Raw genomic sequence first — 17377 nt, forward strand, 5'->3', positions numbered from 1 at the left:
AGAAAGCAGACCGGTGAAACGTCAGGGTTTGCGACGTGCTAAAACCTGAGATCGCACTCAGGAGACGCAAGGAATATCCGAATTCCCAACGTCACCGTTATGAGTCCGATTTTCGCCAAAAGTTCCAGGGCAGATCATTTTTTGATCAATTATTCGGGTTTCACTTACACAGGGCCGCGCCCAGATCGTCCCTGTCGTGCAGTGCCGGCCGATACTTCTCTCTCAGAGCCATCACACGCTCACGATACGCTGGCGTCAGGTAGGGAATTTCCAGGGTGAGCACCTGGTAGATGCCCTGCTTCAGCTCGGTGAGCGTGAGACAGGCAGATTCCTCGGCCGCATGGGCGGTTTTCAGGAACGCCATCCAGTTGGTAATCACCAGCCACACATTCAACGACATGGCCGATCGCAGATCTTCCTCCTGGGGTTCGATAATCCCGGCTTCCGCCAGTTTTTCGAAAATGCGACTGATTGAAGTCAGGCAGCGGTTGGTGAAATCGCGATAGTCCTGTCGCAGTCTCTTGTCGCTGTCCAGAAGGTATTCCAGATCCCGGTGGAAGAACCGGTAACTCCAGAGACCGTCAAAGACCGACTCCAGATAGAAGGTCATGTCATCCAGGGTCATGGCCCGGTCTTCCGGAATGTCCAGGTAGAAATCCACCAGTTTTTCGTATTCCAGGAAGATCTCGTAAATGATGTCCGACTTGTTGCGGAAATGGTAATAGAGGTTGCCCGGCGAAATGGCCAGGTGCGCCGCGATATGGTTGGTGGTGACGTTGCGCTCGCCCCGCTCGTTGAACAGCTCCAGGCTGGAGAGCAGTATCTTGTCTCTTGTCTTCATAGACCCGTCGGCGTTTGTTGTTGTATCGCTCACAGATGGCCCGATTCGCCACCCGCCTCCGCTTGACTCACTAGAGTATATACTCTAATAATACCTTCAGACGCAAATTGAACACTTTTTCGCCAGTCGTTCAATACCTGAAATAACGGGCCGCCGACGAAGCATGATCGGGGCCGAAGAGGAGAAACATCATGGGAGCCACTGTCGTTCAGCTCACCGAGAGCAAGAAACAGATCCAGCACACCCACCGCGTGTTTGAGGATCAGAAAAAGGCGTTCCGCAACAATCCGATGCCCTCCCTTGCCGAGCGGCAGGAGAACCTGAAACGCCTCAAGCGGGTTCTGCTCAACAACCAGGACAGGCTTCTGGATGCCATCGACCGGGATTTCAGCTGCCGCTCGAAGGACGAATCCCTGATTGCCGAGGTCATGCCGTCGATCCAGGGCATCAACTACACCCTGAAGAGCCTCAGCGGCTGGATGAAGCCGTCCAGGCGCCACGTCTCCGTGCTATTCCAGCCCGCCAGCAACAAGGTCCACTACCAGCCCAAGGGTGTGGTTGGCGTGATCGTGCCCTGGAACTACCCTCTGTACCTGGCGGTGGGCCCACTGGTCGCATCTCTGGCAGCGGGCAACCGCACCATGATCAAGATGTCGGAGTACACGCCACACACCTCGGCCCTGTTCAAGGAGCTGATTGAAGCCAGCTTCCCGGAGGACCTGGTCTCGGTTATTAATGGCGAGGCCGACGTGGCTGCAGACTTCTCGTCACGTCCGTTTGATCATCTGCTGTTCACAGGTTCTACGTCGGTGGGCAAGCTGGTCATGAAGGCCGCAGCGGAAAATCTGACACCGGTCACCCTGGAGCTGGGAGGCAAATCCCCGGCCGTGGTCTCCCCGGATGTGCCCATGGAAGACGCGGCCCAGAGAATCGCCTTTGGCAAGGCTTTCAATGCCGGCCAGACCTGCGTGGCGCCCGATTACGTCCTTTGCCCCGCTGACCGGGTGCAGTCGTTTGTCGACGAGTTCCGTGCCCGTTTTTCCGAGATGTATCCCAGCCTGCGGGACAATGACGACTTCACTGCCATCATCAATGAGCGGCAGTACGATCGACTGCAAGGCTACCTTGAGGACGCCCGGGAGAAAGGCGCCGAATTGGTGGAGATCAACCCTGCCCGGGAGAATCTGAAGGACGGCACCCGAAAACTGCCCCTGACGCTGGTGCTGAACACCACTCCGGATATGAAGGTGATGCAGGATGAGATCTTCGGTCCGATTCTGCCGATCGTCAGTTACGGCAGCCTGGATGAAGCCATTCACTACATCAATGATCGTCCGCGGCCTCTGGCGCTGTATTTCTTCGGGTACGACAAGACCCAGCAGCAGCATGTGGTGGATAACACCCACTCTGGAGGCATGTGCATCAACGATTCCCTGATGCACGTAGCCCAGGATGATCTGCCTTTCGGTGGCATCGGTGATTCCGGCATGGGGCACTATCACGGCCGTGAGGGGTTCCTGACCTTCTCCCATCACCGGGCCATTTTCACCAAGCAGAAATTCAACAGCGGCAAGTTTGTCTATGCGCCCCATGGGACAACTGCGCACAAATTGGTTTACAAGTTCTTTATCCGCTGAGAACTCGGAGTCTGTCGCGGGCTGGTAGCCCCTTCCAAAACACGCCGTGAATACGTCCGTGTAGGCTTGAGCAAAACATCCCTGTTTTGCACAGTTTTGGAAGGGGCTACCAGCCCGCGACGATTCAGCATTTTCCCCGCTATCCAAAAACAATAACGAGAACACACCCATGCAGAAACAGATCCCTGATCCGTCAGGACACCCTCAATTTGCCGATCTCAACCGCCGAAGCTTTCTAAAAACCGGACTTGGCGGTGCCGTGTTTCTGGGCACCGTCAGCGTCACCGCCGGGCTTAGCGGATGCGCCACTCAGCCGGCGGGCCGGCTGAGTGCCGTTGGCACCCGGATGGACGCCAGCTACCAGTTCCGGTTTTTAAACGAGGATGACATTGCGCTGTTCGAGGCCTTGTTGCCCGCCATGATTGGGCCGGGTTTGCCAGAGCAGCCACAGGCCAGAAACCTGGCAATTGCCGGGACGATCGAGCGGATTGATGCCGGCATCCACAAGTTCGGACCAGCTAACCAGAAGGAACTGCGGCAACTGTTTGACCTGCTGAACTTCGGGCTCACCCGGGTGACCGTTGCCCGGGTCTGGTCCAGCTGGCCGAATGTGACAACGGCGGAAGCCGACGCGTTTCTGGAGCGCTGGCGCACCAGCCGTATCGGGCTGTTCAACAACGGCTACATTGCGCTGACCAAGATCAGCAACGTGGCGTTTTATGGCTATCGGGATTTCTGGCACCTGTCCGGCTATCCCGGACCACCGCAATACGCGGTCGACGCATTGCCACAATTCCAAAACGCCTGATTGCCAGCTGATCTGACGGAGCACAAACATGTCATTGACCGATCGTATTGCCCAGGGCCTGGAATCAGGCTGGAACGTCACCGATAGCGCCCTCCTGACGCAAAACCTGACCGCAGAAGCGGACGTTGTTGTTATCGGAACCGGCGCCGGTGGCGGCACCACCGCCGAGATTCTGGCCCGCAGCGGGTTGTCCGTGATACTCGTGGAGGAGGGCCGGCTTTACTATCAGAAAGACTTCAAGATGGACGAGCAGACCTCCTATGCCAACCTTTACCAGGAAGGCATGAGCCGGGTAACCCGGGACGGGGCAATCGCCATTTTGCAAGGCCGCTGCGTGGGCGGTTCCACCACGGTAAACTGGACTTCCAGTTTCCGGACACCGGCGCCCACGCTCAATTACTGGGCCGAGCAGTTTGGCCTGGACGAACTTCGGCCGGACGCCATGGCGCCCTGGTTCGATGGCCGGGAAGAACGCCACTCCATGGCCCCGTGGCAGGTCGACCCGAACGTCAACAACGACATCTTGCGCCAGGGCTGCGAAAAACTGGGTTACAGCTGGCAGATCATTCCCCGCAATGTGAAAGGCTGCTGGAACCTGGGCTATTGCGGCGTCGGCTGCCCGACCAACGCCAAACAGGGCGCCCTGATGACCACCATTCCGGGGGCGCTCGATAACAACGCCCGGCTGTTCCACAGCCTGCGCGCCGACCGCCTGGTAATGAACGAGGACAAGATCGACCATCTGGAAGCCTCTGCCTTTGCGGATGATGGCGTCACCCCGACCGGGATCAAGGTCACGCTCAAAGCCCGACACTTCGTGGTCGCCGCCAGCGCCATCGGCAGCCCCGGCCTGCTGCTCCGCTCCGACATCCCGGACCCGCACCAGCGGATCGGCAAGCGTTCGTTCATCCATCCGGTCAACGCCACCGTCGCCCAGATGCCTCAGCGCGTCGATCCGTTCTATGGCGCGCCCCAGTCCATCTACTCGGACGAATTCAACTTCCGAAACGGCGTCGACGGCCCGGTTGGTTACAAACTCGAGGTGCCACCGCTGCACCCGGGCATGTCCAGCGGCGTCATACCCGGCCACGGCGAAACCCAGATCAACAACATGGCCGGCCTGCCCCACATGCAGTCCGTCATCGCCCTGCTCCGGGACGGCTTCCACCCCGAAAGCCCCGGCGGCACAGTCTCCCTCCGCGACGACGGCAGTCCGGTACTGGACTACCCCGTCAGCGACTACCTCTGGAAGGGCATCCGCGAAGCCTTCCACACCATGGCCGAAATCCAGTTCGCCGCCGGTGCCGAAAAAGTCCGCCTGATGCACCTGGATTCCGACTGGTACACCAACTGGACCGACGCCAAAGCCGCCATCGACCAGCTCCCCATGGCACCCCACCGCGTCCGCCTGTTCACCGCCCACCAGATGGGCGGCTGCGCCATGGGAAGCAATCCGCAAAACTCGGTCGTCAACGGCTTTGGTGAACACCACCAGGTCAGCAACCTCAGCATCCACGATGCCTCGATCTTCCCCACCAGCATCGGGGCAAATCCGCAGCTGTCGGTTTACGCCCTGGCGGCACGGAACAGTACAAGGTTGGCTCAAAGACTCTCGCGAGCAGCCAGCTAGCATTGCGCGCAGATAACAGCCCCAGTTTCCTTCGGGGAGGCTCGCACGGGGATGAAAGGGCTGGCTGGAAGGGCTTGTCCGGGAATGTGAGAAGCCATGGATGGCTTCGCTCAAGCGCACATGGGTGAGACAAGCGATTATGAAGCGAAGCTTCATGCGCAGGCGAACGACAGCAATCTGTGATTGCTGGCCGGACCCCGAAGGGGTGCTTGTAGCGTTTCCCGGACAAGCCCTTCCAGTCGGCCCCACCACATAGCCGACATGCACGACCTGAAGCCCCGGACGCCTACAGAGTCTCCGAAAATGCTGCTATCCTTGGGCCTCGCAAAGAAAGGAGCTGCGCATGTCCAAAGTCATCTACCCGGGCACCTTCGATCCCATCACCAACGGCCACACCGACCTGATCGAACGGGCCGGCCGAATGTTTGATGAAATCGTCGTCGCCATCGCCTACAACCCCAAGAAACAGCCACTTCTCGATCTAGAAGAACGCTGCGAACTGGTCCGCCAGGCGACCGCGCATCTCCCCAATGTCAGCGTCACCGGATTCAGCAACCTGCTCGCCGATTTCGTCCGTGAACAGGGTGCCACCGTGATCCTCCGTGGACTCCGGGCGGTATCGGATTTCGAATACGAATTCCAGCTGGCCGACATGAACCGCCGTCTGGCTCCGGAAGTGGAAAGCGTTTTCCTGACACCGGCCAATCACCTGTCCTACATCTCCTCCACCCTGATCCGGGAAATCGCATCCCTGGGTGGCGATGTCTCGGAGTTTGTTGATCCGGCGGTAGAGGCTGCCCTGAAAAAGAAGTTCAGCTGAAGCTGAACTAACAAAAAAGCCCCGACCAGCGGGGCTTTTTTATGGCAATGAAGCAGCGGCGTCAAAGCAACGGCGGCAAAGGAATTTCCACACCGTTCACGTCCAGCACAAGATCTTTCATACTGGCATCAAGCACCAGACTGTCACCCTGCTCTACCAGCAGCCCCTGCTTTATCAGCGGTGCCAGCTGTAACCGGAATTCCGGGTATTCCTCCGCGAGCGCGACGGGCAGACTGAGATCCATTTTGCCGGTCAACTGCTGCATCGCCATCAGCATTTCTGCTTTCTGATCCGCCGTCAGCTCCGGATGGGCGATCCGGGCGCTGCCTTCTATCACACCCTCCGGGGTGGTCACCGTCAGCTCTGGAAAACCAACCGAGAACCCGGCTGCTGCCAAATCCCGAACGGCGGCATTCACCTGCTGCATGGCGGCCATCTGCTGCTCAAACTGCTGGGGACCGCCAGAGGCCTGAGTGATAGCCAGCGCCTGCATGGATGAAAGGCTCTCGGTCAGGTTGCTCCAGGCCGCCACATCCAGCCCGGACAATGCGAACACCAGTCTCTGGGGACCATAACGCTCATCGGCCGTTGAAACGCCAGCGACCTCGAACGTCATTCGTGAATCCAGGCGCTCACCATCGTTGACCGGCTCGCTGCTGCTAAGAACCGAAATCCCCTGAAGCATGAAGGGGGCTTCCGCCGCCGGGGTCACAGCAACCGATTCCACCGCAATCTCGCCGGAGCCGGTCCAGACCTCACCGGTCAGATGACTCATGGTTTGCTCGAGGCGGAAGTCGCTGACCTGGATATCCAGGTCCGGACCGGACAGGGTTACTCCCGGCCAGACCATCAAGGCATCGGCCTGAGAACCGGCCTCACTGACCTCAATTCTTGCCAAGCCGCCACTTGAGGCCAGGGTCTCCCCGGTATCCGGGTCCGTCAGGGTCATCTGGGGCGCTTCGAGTTCGAGAACAGCGGTACCCCAGAGACGGGTTTCCAGGGTCAGCTTCGGCTCCTCACCGGAGAACCAGTCGCTATCGCCGGCGGCCCAGCCATCCTCGGGCTGGAAATCCATCAGGCTGCCGGTCACGCCATGGGTCACATTGGCCCGGTAGGCAAGCTTCTGGGATTCACCGGTTTCCGGATTGATCAGGTTCACCGAACCTCTGAAACGGGCCCCGAGAATACCTCTCTCATAGTTATCCGTTTCCATGCGAAGGAAGGGTTGTGCATCGTTCACCTCCGCTGTTGCCTGGTGCCACTGCTGCTCAGTTACGTATCCCACGACCCAGGGCAGGCCGCCCGCTACAGCCAGCACACCAGCGCCGGCAATCATCCATTTGGTGTTCAAACAACTTTCTCCAGTTCGGGAATCAGGTTTTTCCGGTCAGCCGTTCAAGCAACACCAATTGTGAGGCAAGGCGCTCTTCACCTTCTGCGGGCTGGTTCTGAATATAACTGCCGTCCGGTTGCAGTACCCAGGACTGGCAATTGTCGGCCAGGTAGGTATCCAGATCTTCTCTGACCCGGGCGGCAAGATCAGGATCGTCCAGGGGGAAAGCGGTTTCCACCCGGCTGAGCAGGTTCCGTTCCATACCATCGGCACTCGAACAGTACACATCCGGGCGGCCATTGTTGCCAAAGTAGTAGACACGGGTGTGCTCCAGGAAGCGGCCAATGATCGACCTCACCCGAATATTCTCCGAGAGGCCCGGCACCTCCGGGCGCAGGCAACAGATACCGCGGATAATCAGATCGATTTTCACACCCGCCTGGGAGGCCCGGTAAAGCGCCTTGATCAGCTGGATCTCGGTGAGCGCATTGAACTTGAAGATAATCCGGCCTTTCTCGCCATAGCCGGCCTCGCGTTCAATCAGGCTGAGCAGGCGCGAGTGCAGGGTGAATGGCGAGTGGAAAAGCTTCTTGATCTTCAGAGCCTTGCCCATGCCCGTCAGCTGCTGGAACAGCTTGTTGACGTCGTCGCCGATGGATTCGTCGCAGGTCATGAAGCTGTAATCGGTGTACAGGCGGGCATTGCCCGCGTGGTAGTTACCGGTGCCCAGGTGGACATAACGGCGCAGCCGCCCTTCTTCACGACGGACAATCAGGATCATCTTGGCGTGGGTCTTGTAGCCGACCACGCCGTACACCACGATCACCCCGGCCTCCTGCAGCCGGCTGGCCAGCTCCAGGTTCTCGGCCTCGCTGAAACGGGCCCGCAGCTCGATGACGGCGGTCACCTCTTTACCACGGCGCGCGGCATCCGCCAGGGCTTCGACGATTTCCGAATCGGCGCCGGTACGGTAGAGGGTCTGTCGAATCGCCAGAACCTGGGGGTCCTTGGCGGCCTGGCGCAGCAGATCCACCACCGGGCTGAAATTCTCATAGGGATGCAGCAGCAGGATCGGACGCTTGCGGATGGCGTCGAACATCGATTCCTTGCTGCGGATCTGCTTGGGGATCGACGGCGAAAAGCCGGAATAGGTGAGGTCCGGCCGGTCCACCAGCCCACCGACCGCCATCAGCCGGGTCAGGTTGACCGGGCCATGCACCTGGTAAAGATCCCGCTCGGTCAGACCGAACTCCTTGAGCAGGAACTGCACCAGTTCTTCCGGGCAGTTGTCAGCAACCTCCAGGCGCACCCCGTCACCAAACCGGCGGCTAAGCAACTCACCACGCAGGGCCGAGGCAAGGTCCTCCAGGTCGTCCTCAAGCTCAAGGTCGGCGTTACGGGTCAGCCGGAACTGGTAGCAGCCTTTCACTTCCATGCCGGGGAAGAGTTCATCGGCATGGGCGTGGATCATGGACGACAGGAACACCAGGTTCTCGCCACCACTGCAGACATCATCGGGCAGCCGCACCAGACGCGGAAGCGAACGAGGAGCCGGCACAATCGCCATGCCGGTTTCCCGGCCGAAGGCGTCCTTGCCATCCAGTTCCACGATAAAGTTCAGGCTCTTGTTCACCAGGCGTGGAAACGGGTGGGAGGGATCCAACCCGATGGGGCTGACCACCGGCAGGATCTCGTCTTCGAAGTAGTTGCGGACCCACTCCGCCTGCTCCGGCGTCCACTCCCGGCGCCGAACGAAGTGAATGTTCTCCTGCTCCATCTCGGGAATCAGAACATTGTTCAGTATGTCGTACTGCTCGCGGATGTACTCGTGAGCAACACGGCTGATTTCCGCCAGTGCCTGGTCCGGCATCATGCCATCGGCACCGATGGTTTCACGACCGTATTTCATCTGCTGCCGCAGACCGGCAACACGGATTTCGAAGAACTCATCCATGTTGCTGCTGAAGATGCAGCAGAAAATCAGACGGTTGATCAACGGGTGGGTCGTATCCAGCGCCTGCTTGAGTACCCGGTAATTGAACTGCAGCTGGCTCAGTTCGCGGTTAAAGTAGTTTTCATTGGCATCCAGGTTGATTTCCTCACCAACCGGGGGCACCTCTACCGGCGCAGGCACACTCCGCTCATCCCCTGCCGTCTGATTCTTCGCCGTTTCCGTTGTCATGATTCCTCGATTCCAGTGTGTTCGCCGCTACCGGCGAATGACTTGCTTGGCTTATCCGTGCCCACGCTCCCGCATCAATCGGGCCGCGCGCACGGCAAAATAAGTGAGGATGCCATCGGCACCGGCCCTGCGCATGGCCATCAGGCTTTCCATCATCACCGCATCGCCGTCCAGCCAGCCGTTCTGGGCCGCAGCCATGTGCATGGCGTACTCACCGCTGACCTGATAGACAAATGTCGGCACCCGCAATTCTGTCTTCACCCGGTGCACGATATCGAGATACGGCATACCCGGCTTGATCATCACCATATCCGCGCCTTCGGCCAGATCCATGGCGACCTCATGCAATGCCTCGTCGCCGTTGGCCGGATCCATCTGGTAGGTGGCCTTGTTGCCCTTGCCGAGATTGGCCGCCGAACCCACCGCATCCCGGAAAGGTCCGTAGTAACTTGATGCGTACTTGGCAGAATAGGCCAGGATCCGGGTATTCACATGGCCGCCGTTCTCCAGGGCTTCGCGAATGGCGCCAATCCGCCCATCCATCATGTCTGACGGTGCCACCACATCGGCGCCGGCGTCGGCATGGGAAAGCGCCTGATTGACCAGCGCCTCGATGGTGACGTCATTGAGAACATACCCGTCGTTGTCGATGATGCCGTCCTGGCCATGGGTGGTGAACGGGTCCAGCGCCACGTCCGTAATCACACCCAGTTCCGGATGGGCAGCTTTCAGGGCGCGAACCGCTCTCTGGGCCAGACCGTCCGAATCCCAGGCCCCGGAGCCGGAGAGGTTCTTCTTCTCAACCGGAACGACCGGGAACAGGGCAATGGCCGGGATACCCAGATCCACCAGCTCCGCCGCCTGCTCCACCAGCAGATCAATGCTGAGACGCTCCACCCCCGGCATGGACGGCACCTGTTCCCGCTGGCCCTCACCCTCCAGCACGAACACCGGATAGATCAGGTTGTCCGGCGTAAGCTGGTTTTCCCGAACCAGGCGACGGGAAAAGTCACTGGCCCGGTTACGACGCAGACGGGTGGCGGGAAAAGTACGGGGAGTCGGAATCGGCACTGACAACCTCCTGAATGGCTGAACAAAAAGTCTGATGGACCGTCACGGCATCCGCCGGGCGCCCTTAGCGCCATCATACACGGCCAACGCCGCTGGTTGCAGACTCCCTCAGCAGGATAAGGCGATTAAATGACAGGCTGATTACCGGATCGAATCCAGCGCCTCGGCACGGATCCGTTCGGTTTCATTGAAGTGGCTGGCCCTGAGGCGCGCCAGCGCTTCCTGGCGTTCCCGCTCGGCCAGGCCCGAGGACAACAACCGGTCCCGGTCATTAGCGTAGGCCTGCCACCGGCGATCCCAGGCCTTTTGCTCCTGATCAAGCCGGGCCAGCCTTTCCGCCGCGGCCTCACCAAAAGCCTCCTGCCGCCAGGCCGCAAGCGCCCGAGGATCATCCGCCAACTCCTGGCGCACCTGTTCATAGTCCGCAAACCGGCGGGTTTCTTCCCTGGCCTTGCGGAGAGGTTCCGGCAGGGAAGACTCGGCCCGGCGCAGAGCCTCGGCCTTCTGCTCGTCGGTCAGACTGTCGTCGCTTGTGATCCTGAGTTTTTCAATCTGGAAACGGTCCACCGCCTCATCGTCGGCAAAGAAAGCGTCGGCAGTATCAGCATCCAGCCAGGTCCGGCGCAGGGCCTGGATCTCTGCCATCCTCCGTTGCATTTCTCCGGCGCCAAGTCCCGACACCTCTCCGTAGCTCTGCTCCAGATCAGAAACAGCCAGTTTGTATTCCAGATAGTTTCCAAGGGTTGCCAGAGCCTGGGATCTCGCCGGCTCATCCAGCACCGACAGGGCCGTCTCAATGCGCGCCACCAACTGTTGCAGCGATTCCTCTCCCAGGGCGGAAAGAAAATACTCGAACAGTTGCCGCAGGTGCGGGGTCGGTATCAGATTACCCAGACGGTCCGTCCGGGCCCAGCCCTCCGGAACCGAGGTGCCCGAAAGCGAGGCCGGCAGCTGCTCGGGAATGCTGACTGAAGATGCTCTGCCAACCCGATCCGAGGATGCAGTGCCAGAAGCGTCCTGAACGGCCGGCGGCACCTGAGGCGAGGTTACTGACACCGGATCAGCCGGGCCCTCAACGCCATCCGGGTCTGCGCCAATCAGCCAGAAGCTGCCAACAGCTGCTATTATCACGACTAAACTGAGGAAAAGACGGATACGGGACTTCATGGCCACAAGGGGTCCGGAATCATCGGGTGACTGGCGCTTTACCCCGGTTAACGGAACAGAGCGGTACTGGACGAGGATAAACGACACTGACAAGTCATACCGAGACCGGGATCAAAAACAGAACCGGGGCAGAGCGCCCCGGCCTGCCGTGCCAGCGTTCAGAGGGAGCGGTTGTTGAAACCCACTTCCACCTTGCGCGGGGTGTCCGAACGGAAGGAGGTATCGACCTCCTGAATCGTTCCGCCCTGGCTCAGGAACGCCTCAATGTCTGCCTGCAACTGTGCGCGAACACGCGCACGGCCGGCTATGGAATGGTTGTCGTCACTGTCGCTGGTCCAGCTTCCGGACTGCTCCAGGTTGCTTTCGTCGAATTCACTCATGATCTTTTCTCCATCAACGAAAACAGATGGTCGAGTGCTGCGACCCCGCAGGGAACCTCACTCCGTATCGACGAACGACCGCCTGCGGCCTCGTCTTGGCGTCTTTATAATCTGCTTTTTGCGACCACGCTATTTACTGGCAACGTCTTTTTTGTAAATTTTTGTAACGCAAAACAAGCGATTGAATTAAATGCGGAAATTTTATATTCGTCAGTGACTCAAAAAATTGACACAAAGAATGAATAGTGATTCACTACTTGTAGGGAGCCGGAATGGCCTATCGAGAAACGGAGAAAATGCGCCAGCGTAAGGCCGAGGCGCGAAAACGGATCGTGGACTGCACCTATCAGTGCGTGGCCGAGGGCGGTTTCAGAAGCTCCCGGGTGACCCGTATCGCCGGATTGGCCGGCGTTGCCACAGGAACTATTTACCGGCATTTCGAGTCCAGAGAAGACCTGTTCGCCGAAATTTTCCGACTGGCGACCCAACGGGAAGTCGACAAGGTCGCCGAAGCCCTCGCATCCGGCGGAAACGGCGCCGAGCGGCTGGAGCGGGCACTCAGACAGTTTGCCGAGCGGGCGCTGAAAGGCCCGACAATGGCCTGGTCACTGATCGCTGAACCGGTGGACCCGAAAGTGGAAGAGGAACGGCTGGCGTACCGCAAGGCCTACGCCAACCTGTTCGAGAAAGCGATCCGCGAGGGCATTGAAGAAGGATGTATCCCGGATCAGGACGCTCGCCAGAGCAGTACATGCCTGGTCGGTGCCATCGCGGAAAGCCTGGTTGGCCCACTGTCGCCAACACAGATTAGCCAGGCGGACAGCGCAACAGAAGACAACAATGACCCGCTGGTCAATTCCATCATCTGCTTTTGTATGCAGGGGTTGACCGGCACCAGGAGGTAGCTATGAACGCGCGGCAGCCCCGGCCAGAGACGCCATCAAACGACCAGGAAGATCGCTACCTGGCCAGCACCCACGAGGTCTTCAACCAGCCTCCGGCCCTGGAGAACTACAACCTGTTCGAGCAGGACATCGCCCTGCAGGAAGCCGCCCTCCGGGAGGACGCCGGTAAAGCTGCCGAGGACCTCAAGGTATTCGGAGCCCTGGCCGGGGCCGCGCAGACCATTGACCTGGGGTTTCGGGCCAACGCCAACAAACCGGTCTTCAACACCCATGACCGTTTTGGCCACCGCATCGACGAAGTGGACTTCCATCCGGCCTACCATGAGCTGATGCGGATTGCCTTCGACAATGGTCTCCACAGCAGCCCCTGGAGCCATCCAGGCCAGGGCGCACATGTTGCCCGCGCTGCCAAGTACTACATGCACTCCCAGGTGGAAGCCGCCCACTGCTGCCCTGTCACCATGACCTTTGCCGCCATCCCGTCGATTCGCAAACAGCCGGAACTGGCGGCCGACTGGGAAGCCAGGATCCTGGCCGACAGCTACGATCCCCGCAACCTGCCCGACAGTCAGAAAAGTTCCGTGACCATCGGCATGGCCATGACCGAGAAACAGGGTGGCAGCGACGTTCGCGCCAACAGCACCAGGGCCTACCCGATCGGCGCGGGAGGCCCGGGCCAGGCCTATGAACTGGTGGGTCACAAATGGTTTGTCTCTGCGCCCATGTGCGACGCTTTCCTGGTACTGGCGCAGACACAGTCAGGACTGTCGTGCTTCCTGATGCCCCGCTGGCGCCCGGACGGCACCAAGAACCCCTGGCAGGTCCAGCGCCTCAAGAACAAAATGGGCAACGTTGCCAACGCCTCCAGCGAAGCCGAACTGCGAGGCGCCCTTGCCTGGATGGTTGGTGAGGAAGGCCGCGGCGTGCCCACCATCATTGAAATGGTGGCCATGACCCGCTTCGACTGCATGATCGGCAGCTCCGCCGGCATGCGTCAGGCCATCGCCCAGGCCAGCCACCACTGTCGTCACCGCAGCGCCTTCGGTGCCCGCCTGATCGATCAGCCTCTGATGCAGAATGTCCTGGCCGACCTGGCCCTGGAAAGCGAAGCGGCACTGGCCTATACCATGCGCATTGCCCGCGCCCTGGATAACCAGGACAAAGAACACGAACGACTGTTGGCACGCCTCGCGACACCGGTCGGCAAATATTGGATCTGCAAACGCACGCCAAACCATGCCTACGAGGCCATGGAATGCATCGGCGGCAGCGGCGTGATGGAAGACTGCATCATGCCTAGGCTGTTCCGGGAATCACCCGTCAACGCCATCTGGGAAGGCAGCGGCAATGTCCAGTGCCTGGACACCCTGCGTGCCCTGCAAAAAGAGCCCGAAACCCTCGACGCCTTCTTCAAGGAGGCCGCCGAAGCCAAAGGCGCCGACCGCCGCTTCGACCAGTTCCTCGCCCAGCTGCAACACGACTTCGCTGACATCAGCGATTTCCAGTACCGCGCCCGCAATCTGGTCGACCGCATGGCCCTGGCCCTGCAGGGCTCCCTGCTGCTCCGCCACTCGGATGCCGCCGTCGCCGACGCCTTCTGCGCCTCTCGCCTGCAGTCCAATGGCGGGATGAACTACGGCAACCTGCCCTCGGGCACCGATCCGGCAGCCATTATCAAACGGGCGACGCCTGTAGTAGGGTAAGTGGTTTCTGTTAGCCAGACCTGTCGGATTATGCCTTCGGCTAATCCGACCTACTGAGAGCTCGCGAACTGGCGGAGGTGGGCTTTCCAAAACTGTGCGGAGCCATGGATGGCGGAGCCCAAGCGCCACAGGGATGTGCCGCAAGGAGCGTTTTTTGGGAGGGGATTTCTCATCGACTCCAGCACGGAATCAAAGATGTCAGAAGCCCTGAGAAAACTCCTGCGTGAAGGCCAAAAGCCCCAGCAGCCAGTCATCACCCCCCACGTGGGCGTGCTGACCCTGCACTTCCAGCTTTACGGCTGCGACGACCTCAAAGCCAAACGCAAAGTCTTCACCGCCCTGAAGGCCGTCTGGGGCAAAGAGCCCGACCTCGCCGTCGCCGAAACCGCCGACCAGGAGGCTCTCGACTGCGCCACCTGGACCATCGCGGCTTTGGGCACCTCCTCACAGCAGATTACCCAGCGTCTGGACCAGATCGAAAAAGCCATCGAAGAACGCGTGGATGCTGCCATACTGGATATACACCGGGAAATACTCTGACCGTATAACCCCGAGGGCCGCGTGTGGCGTAACCTGTCGCCAGGCCGTATACTACGCCCCCTCAGGGATGCCAGTGCGCCTGCCAGCGGCAGGCGACCAGACATTAATGCCGGACAGCAATGCCGGCCGTATCCGCAGGGCATCCGGAACCGGCCCTTCGGATGACCACTGATTGTGAGTGGCGCCTATGACCGGAAAGAAAAAATCCGCACAGGCCTCGGTAGAGGCCATGTATCGCGTATTCACGGTGCCCGAGGCACCGGAATCCACGCTGAGCCGGATTGATCAGAACATCTCCCGCAATCTTGCAGGCTTCCTGCAGGAGCACATTGTTGCGGTTGAACGGGACCTCTCGGATGTGGAGAAAGACTTCTCCGACTACAGCATTCCGGAGAAACCCGTCTTCGTATCTGAACAGGCCCAGTTCCTGCTCGACAAACTGGTGGCAAATTCCGTTCACACCGCCTCTCCGGCCTTTATCGGGCACATGACCTCTGCGTTGCCGTACTTCATGCTGCCGCTTTCGAAGATCATGATTGCCCTGAACCAGAACCTGGTCAAAACCGAAACCTCCAAGGCGTTCACGCCCATGGAACGCCAGGTACTGGGCATGATTCACCGGCTGGTGTACCAGGAAGACGGCGCCTTCTACCGCAAGTGGATGCACAATCCCCGTTACGCCCTGGGTGCCATGTGCTCCGGCGGCACCGTCGCAAACCTGACCGCCCTATGGGTCGCCCGTAACCGGGCGTTCCCGGCTGAAGGCAGCTTCCGGGGCCTGCACCAGGAAGGTCTGTTCCGGGCGCTGAAATACTACGGCCACGAAGGCGCCGCCATCGTCGTTTCCCGCCGCGGCCACTACTCCCTGCGCAAGGCCGCCGACGTACTCGGCCTGGGCCGGGAATCCCTGATACCGGTGGATACCGACGACGAAAACCGCATCAATACCGATGCTCTGCGGGACAAGTGCCTGGAATTGCAGCGCCAGAAAATCAAGGTTATGGCCATCTGCGGCGTGGCCGGCACCACCGAAACCGGCAACGTCGACCCCCTGGACGCCATGGCCGACATCGCCCGGGAATTCGGCGCCCACTTCCACGTGGACGCCGCCTGGGGCGGGCCCACGCTGTTCTCCCGCACCTACAAACACCTGCTGCGGGGCATCGAGAAGGCCGACTCCGTCACCTTCGACGCCCACAAGCAGCTCTACGTACCCATGGGCGTGGGCCTCGTGGTATTCCGCGACCCGAGCCTGGCCAGTGCCGTTGAACACCACGCCCAGTACATCATCCGTAAGGGCTCCCGGGATCTTGGCAGCACCACCCTGGAAGGCTCACGGCCCGGCATGTCCATGCTGATCCACTCCGGCCTGAAAATCCTGGCCCGGGAAGGCTACGAGATCCTGATAGACCAGGGCATCGACAAGGCCAAAACCTTCGCGGAAATGATCGAAGCAGAACCGGATTTCGAGCTGGTTACCAGGCCCGAACTGAACATCCTGACCTACCGCTACTGCCCGGAAAACGTCCAGGAAGCCCTGGCCATTGCCGATCCCCTGCAGGCGGAAAAGCTCAACACCTGCCTGAACCGGATCACCAAGTTCATCCAGAAAACCCAGCGGGAAAGGGGCAAGGCGTTTGTGTCACGGACCCGGCTGGAGCCGGCCCGCTACTTCAATTTCCCGTGCATCGTGTTCCGGGTGGTACTGGCCAACCCGCTGACCACCAAAGAAATCCTGGCGGACATTCTTGCCGAGCAGAGAGAGTTGTCCCGGGATGAAGGTATCGAGGATGAGATTAGTATTCTGCACCAGATGGCAGATGCTGTCCTGAAGCAGGCGACGCCGAACGCGAGACAGGCCTGAAGAGTCCAAAAGACTTAGCCATGGCGATTTTAGGCCACAACCATGGCTCAGGTGAGCCGGGCGGGGGATGGTTCAAAAACTGTGCGGAGCCAGGGATGGCGGAGCCAAGCGTACAGGGACGTATTCACAGCGTGTTTTTGAACCATCCCCCGCCCGGCTCGCTTCTCCCAAGCCTGCAGACAAGGCCTTAGTACAGGGCCTCTTCATCATCCAGAACATCATGGATGATATCCAGGAACATCTTATCCGCCTCACTCCAGTTCTCCGGAATCCGGATATTGGTGCTGGCACTGATCTCCTGTGCAATCAGCTCCTCGGCATTCGGCTGACCACGATGCTTGCGGGCGATCTCCATGGATTTAACGGCAATGGTCGGATCGCTCAGAACCTTCTTGATAAAGGTCCTCAGCTCATCAATCATCTTCGCCTGACGGCTTTCAACGGATGAACTCATACTTCACTCCATGGACAAATAGGCTTGAGGGGTGAGCCACCC

15 protein-coding genes are annotated in these 17377 nt (G+C 59.7%); 8 read left to right on the forward strand and 7 right to left on the reverse strand.

What is annotated here, in order from left to right; translation table 11 throughout:
- Window positions 1-160: 160 nt before the first annotated feature.
- The gene (locus ACGK9W_RS14715; RefSeq protein ID WP_008173486.1) at window positions 161-841 is read right to left on the reverse strand and encodes a TetR/AcrR family transcriptional regulator; all 681 of its coding nucleotides are present in this window, start codon (window positions 839-841) and stop codon (window positions 161-163) included.
- 191 nt (window positions 842-1032) lie between these two features.
- On the opposite strand from ACGK9W_RS14715, the gene ACGK9W_RS14720 reads away from it, so the two are divergent.
- The 4 genes from ACGK9W_RS14720 (at window position 1033) to coaD (ending at window position 5736) form a co-directional block, all read left to right on the forward strand.
- Window positions 1033-2478, forward strand: coding sequence for a coniferyl aldehyde dehydrogenase (locus ACGK9W_RS14720; RefSeq protein WP_053113180.1), 1446 nt, complete (start codon window positions 1033-1035; stop codon window positions 2476-2478).
- Between the two features lie 169 nt (window positions 2479-2647).
- Complete coding sequence (locus tag ACGK9W_RS14725; protein WP_008173490.1) at window positions 2648-3286, forward strand: hypothetical protein; 639 nt, start codon at window positions 2648-2650, stop codon at window positions 3284-3286.
- Window positions 3287-3314: 28 nt separating this feature from the next.
- Complete coding sequence (locus ACGK9W_RS14730) at window positions 3315-4916, forward strand: GMC family oxidoreductase (protein WP_008173492.1); 1602 nt, start codon at window positions 3315-3317, stop codon at window positions 4914-4916.
- A gap of 343 nt (window positions 4917-5259) precedes the next feature.
- Window positions 5260-5736 carry a pantetheine-phosphate adenylyltransferase gene (gene coaD / locus ACGK9W_RS14735; protein ID WP_008173494.1) on the forward strand — a complete coding sequence of 159 codons (477 nt, stop codon included), beginning with the start codon at window positions 5260-5262 and terminating at the stop codon, window positions 5734-5736.
- A 61-nt stretch (window positions 5737-5797) separates the two neighbouring features.
- On the opposite strand, the gene ACGK9W_RS14740 is transcribed toward coaD, so the two are convergent.
- The 5 genes from ACGK9W_RS14740 to ACGK9W_RS14760 form a co-directional block, all read right to left on the reverse strand.
- Entirely contained in the window at window positions 5798-7087 is a 1290-nt protein-coding gene (locus ACGK9W_RS14740; protein WP_405417300.1) for a DUF945 family protein, read from the reverse strand.
- 22 nt (window positions 7088-7109) lie between these two features.
- Entirely contained in the window at window positions 7110-9251 is a 2142-nt protein-coding gene (gene ppk1 / locus ACGK9W_RS14745; RefSeq protein WP_288367247.1) for a polyphosphate kinase 1, read from the reverse strand.
- 51 nt (window positions 9252-9302) lie between these two features.
- Entirely contained in the window at window positions 9303-10322 is a 1020-nt protein-coding gene (gene hemB, locus ACGK9W_RS14750; RefSeq protein ID WP_288367246.1) for a porphobilinogen synthase, read from the reverse strand.
- Window positions 10323-10463: 141 nt separating this feature from the next.
- Window positions 10464-11489, reverse strand: a complete 1026-nt coding sequence (locus tag ACGK9W_RS14755) for a lipase secretion chaperone (RefSeq protein WP_288367245.1) — start codon at window positions 11487-11489, stop codon at window positions 10464-10466.
- Between the two features lie 158 nt (window positions 11490-11647).
- Complete coding sequence (locus ACGK9W_RS14760) at window positions 11648-11869, reverse strand: hypothetical protein (protein WP_288367244.1); 222 nt, start codon at window positions 11867-11869, stop codon at window positions 11648-11650.
- 272 nt (window positions 11870-12141) lie between these two features.
- On the opposite strand from ACGK9W_RS14760, the gene ACGK9W_RS14765 reads away from it, so the two are divergent.
- From ACGK9W_RS14765 to panP, 4 genes are all read left to right on the forward strand, one after another.
- The gene (locus ACGK9W_RS14765; RefSeq protein WP_405417303.1) at window positions 12142-12774 is read left to right on the forward strand and encodes a TetR/AcrR family transcriptional regulator; all 633 of its coding nucleotides are present in this window, start codon (window positions 12142-12144) and stop codon (window positions 12772-12774) included.
- 2 nt (window positions 12775-12776) lie between these two features.
- Window positions 12777-14477, forward strand: coding sequence for an isovaleryl-CoA dehydrogenase (locus ACGK9W_RS14770; RefSeq protein ID WP_405417305.1), 1701 nt, complete (start codon window positions 12777-12779; stop codon window positions 14475-14477).
- Between the two features lie 195 nt (window positions 14478-14672).
- A complete protein-coding gene (locus ACGK9W_RS14775; protein ID WP_053113183.1) occupies window positions 14673-15017 on the forward strand; it encodes a DUF503 domain-containing protein in 345 nt (114 codons plus the stop codon).
- 187 nt (window positions 15018-15204) lie between these two features.
- The gene (gene panP, locus ACGK9W_RS14780; protein ID WP_405417307.1) at window positions 15205-16881 is read left to right on the forward strand and encodes a pyridoxal-dependent aspartate 1-decarboxylase PanP; all 1677 of its coding nucleotides are present in this window, start codon (window positions 15205-15207) and stop codon (window positions 16879-16881) included.
- A gap of 187 nt (window positions 16882-17068) precedes the next feature.
- On the opposite strand, the gene ACGK9W_RS14785 is transcribed toward panP, so the two are convergent.
- The gene (locus tag ACGK9W_RS14785; protein ID WP_069182143.1) at window positions 17069-17335 is read right to left on the reverse strand and encodes a hypothetical protein; all 267 of its coding nucleotides are present in this window, start codon (window positions 17333-17335) and stop codon (window positions 17069-17071) included.
- Between the last annotated feature and the right edge of the window lie 42 nt (window positions 17336-17377).

This window comes from Marinobacter flavimaris, assembly GCF_045057155.1.
GTDB classification, from domain to species: domain Bacteria; phylum Pseudomonadota; class Gammaproteobacteria; order Pseudomonadales; family Oleiphilaceae; genus Marinobacter; species Marinobacter manganoxydans.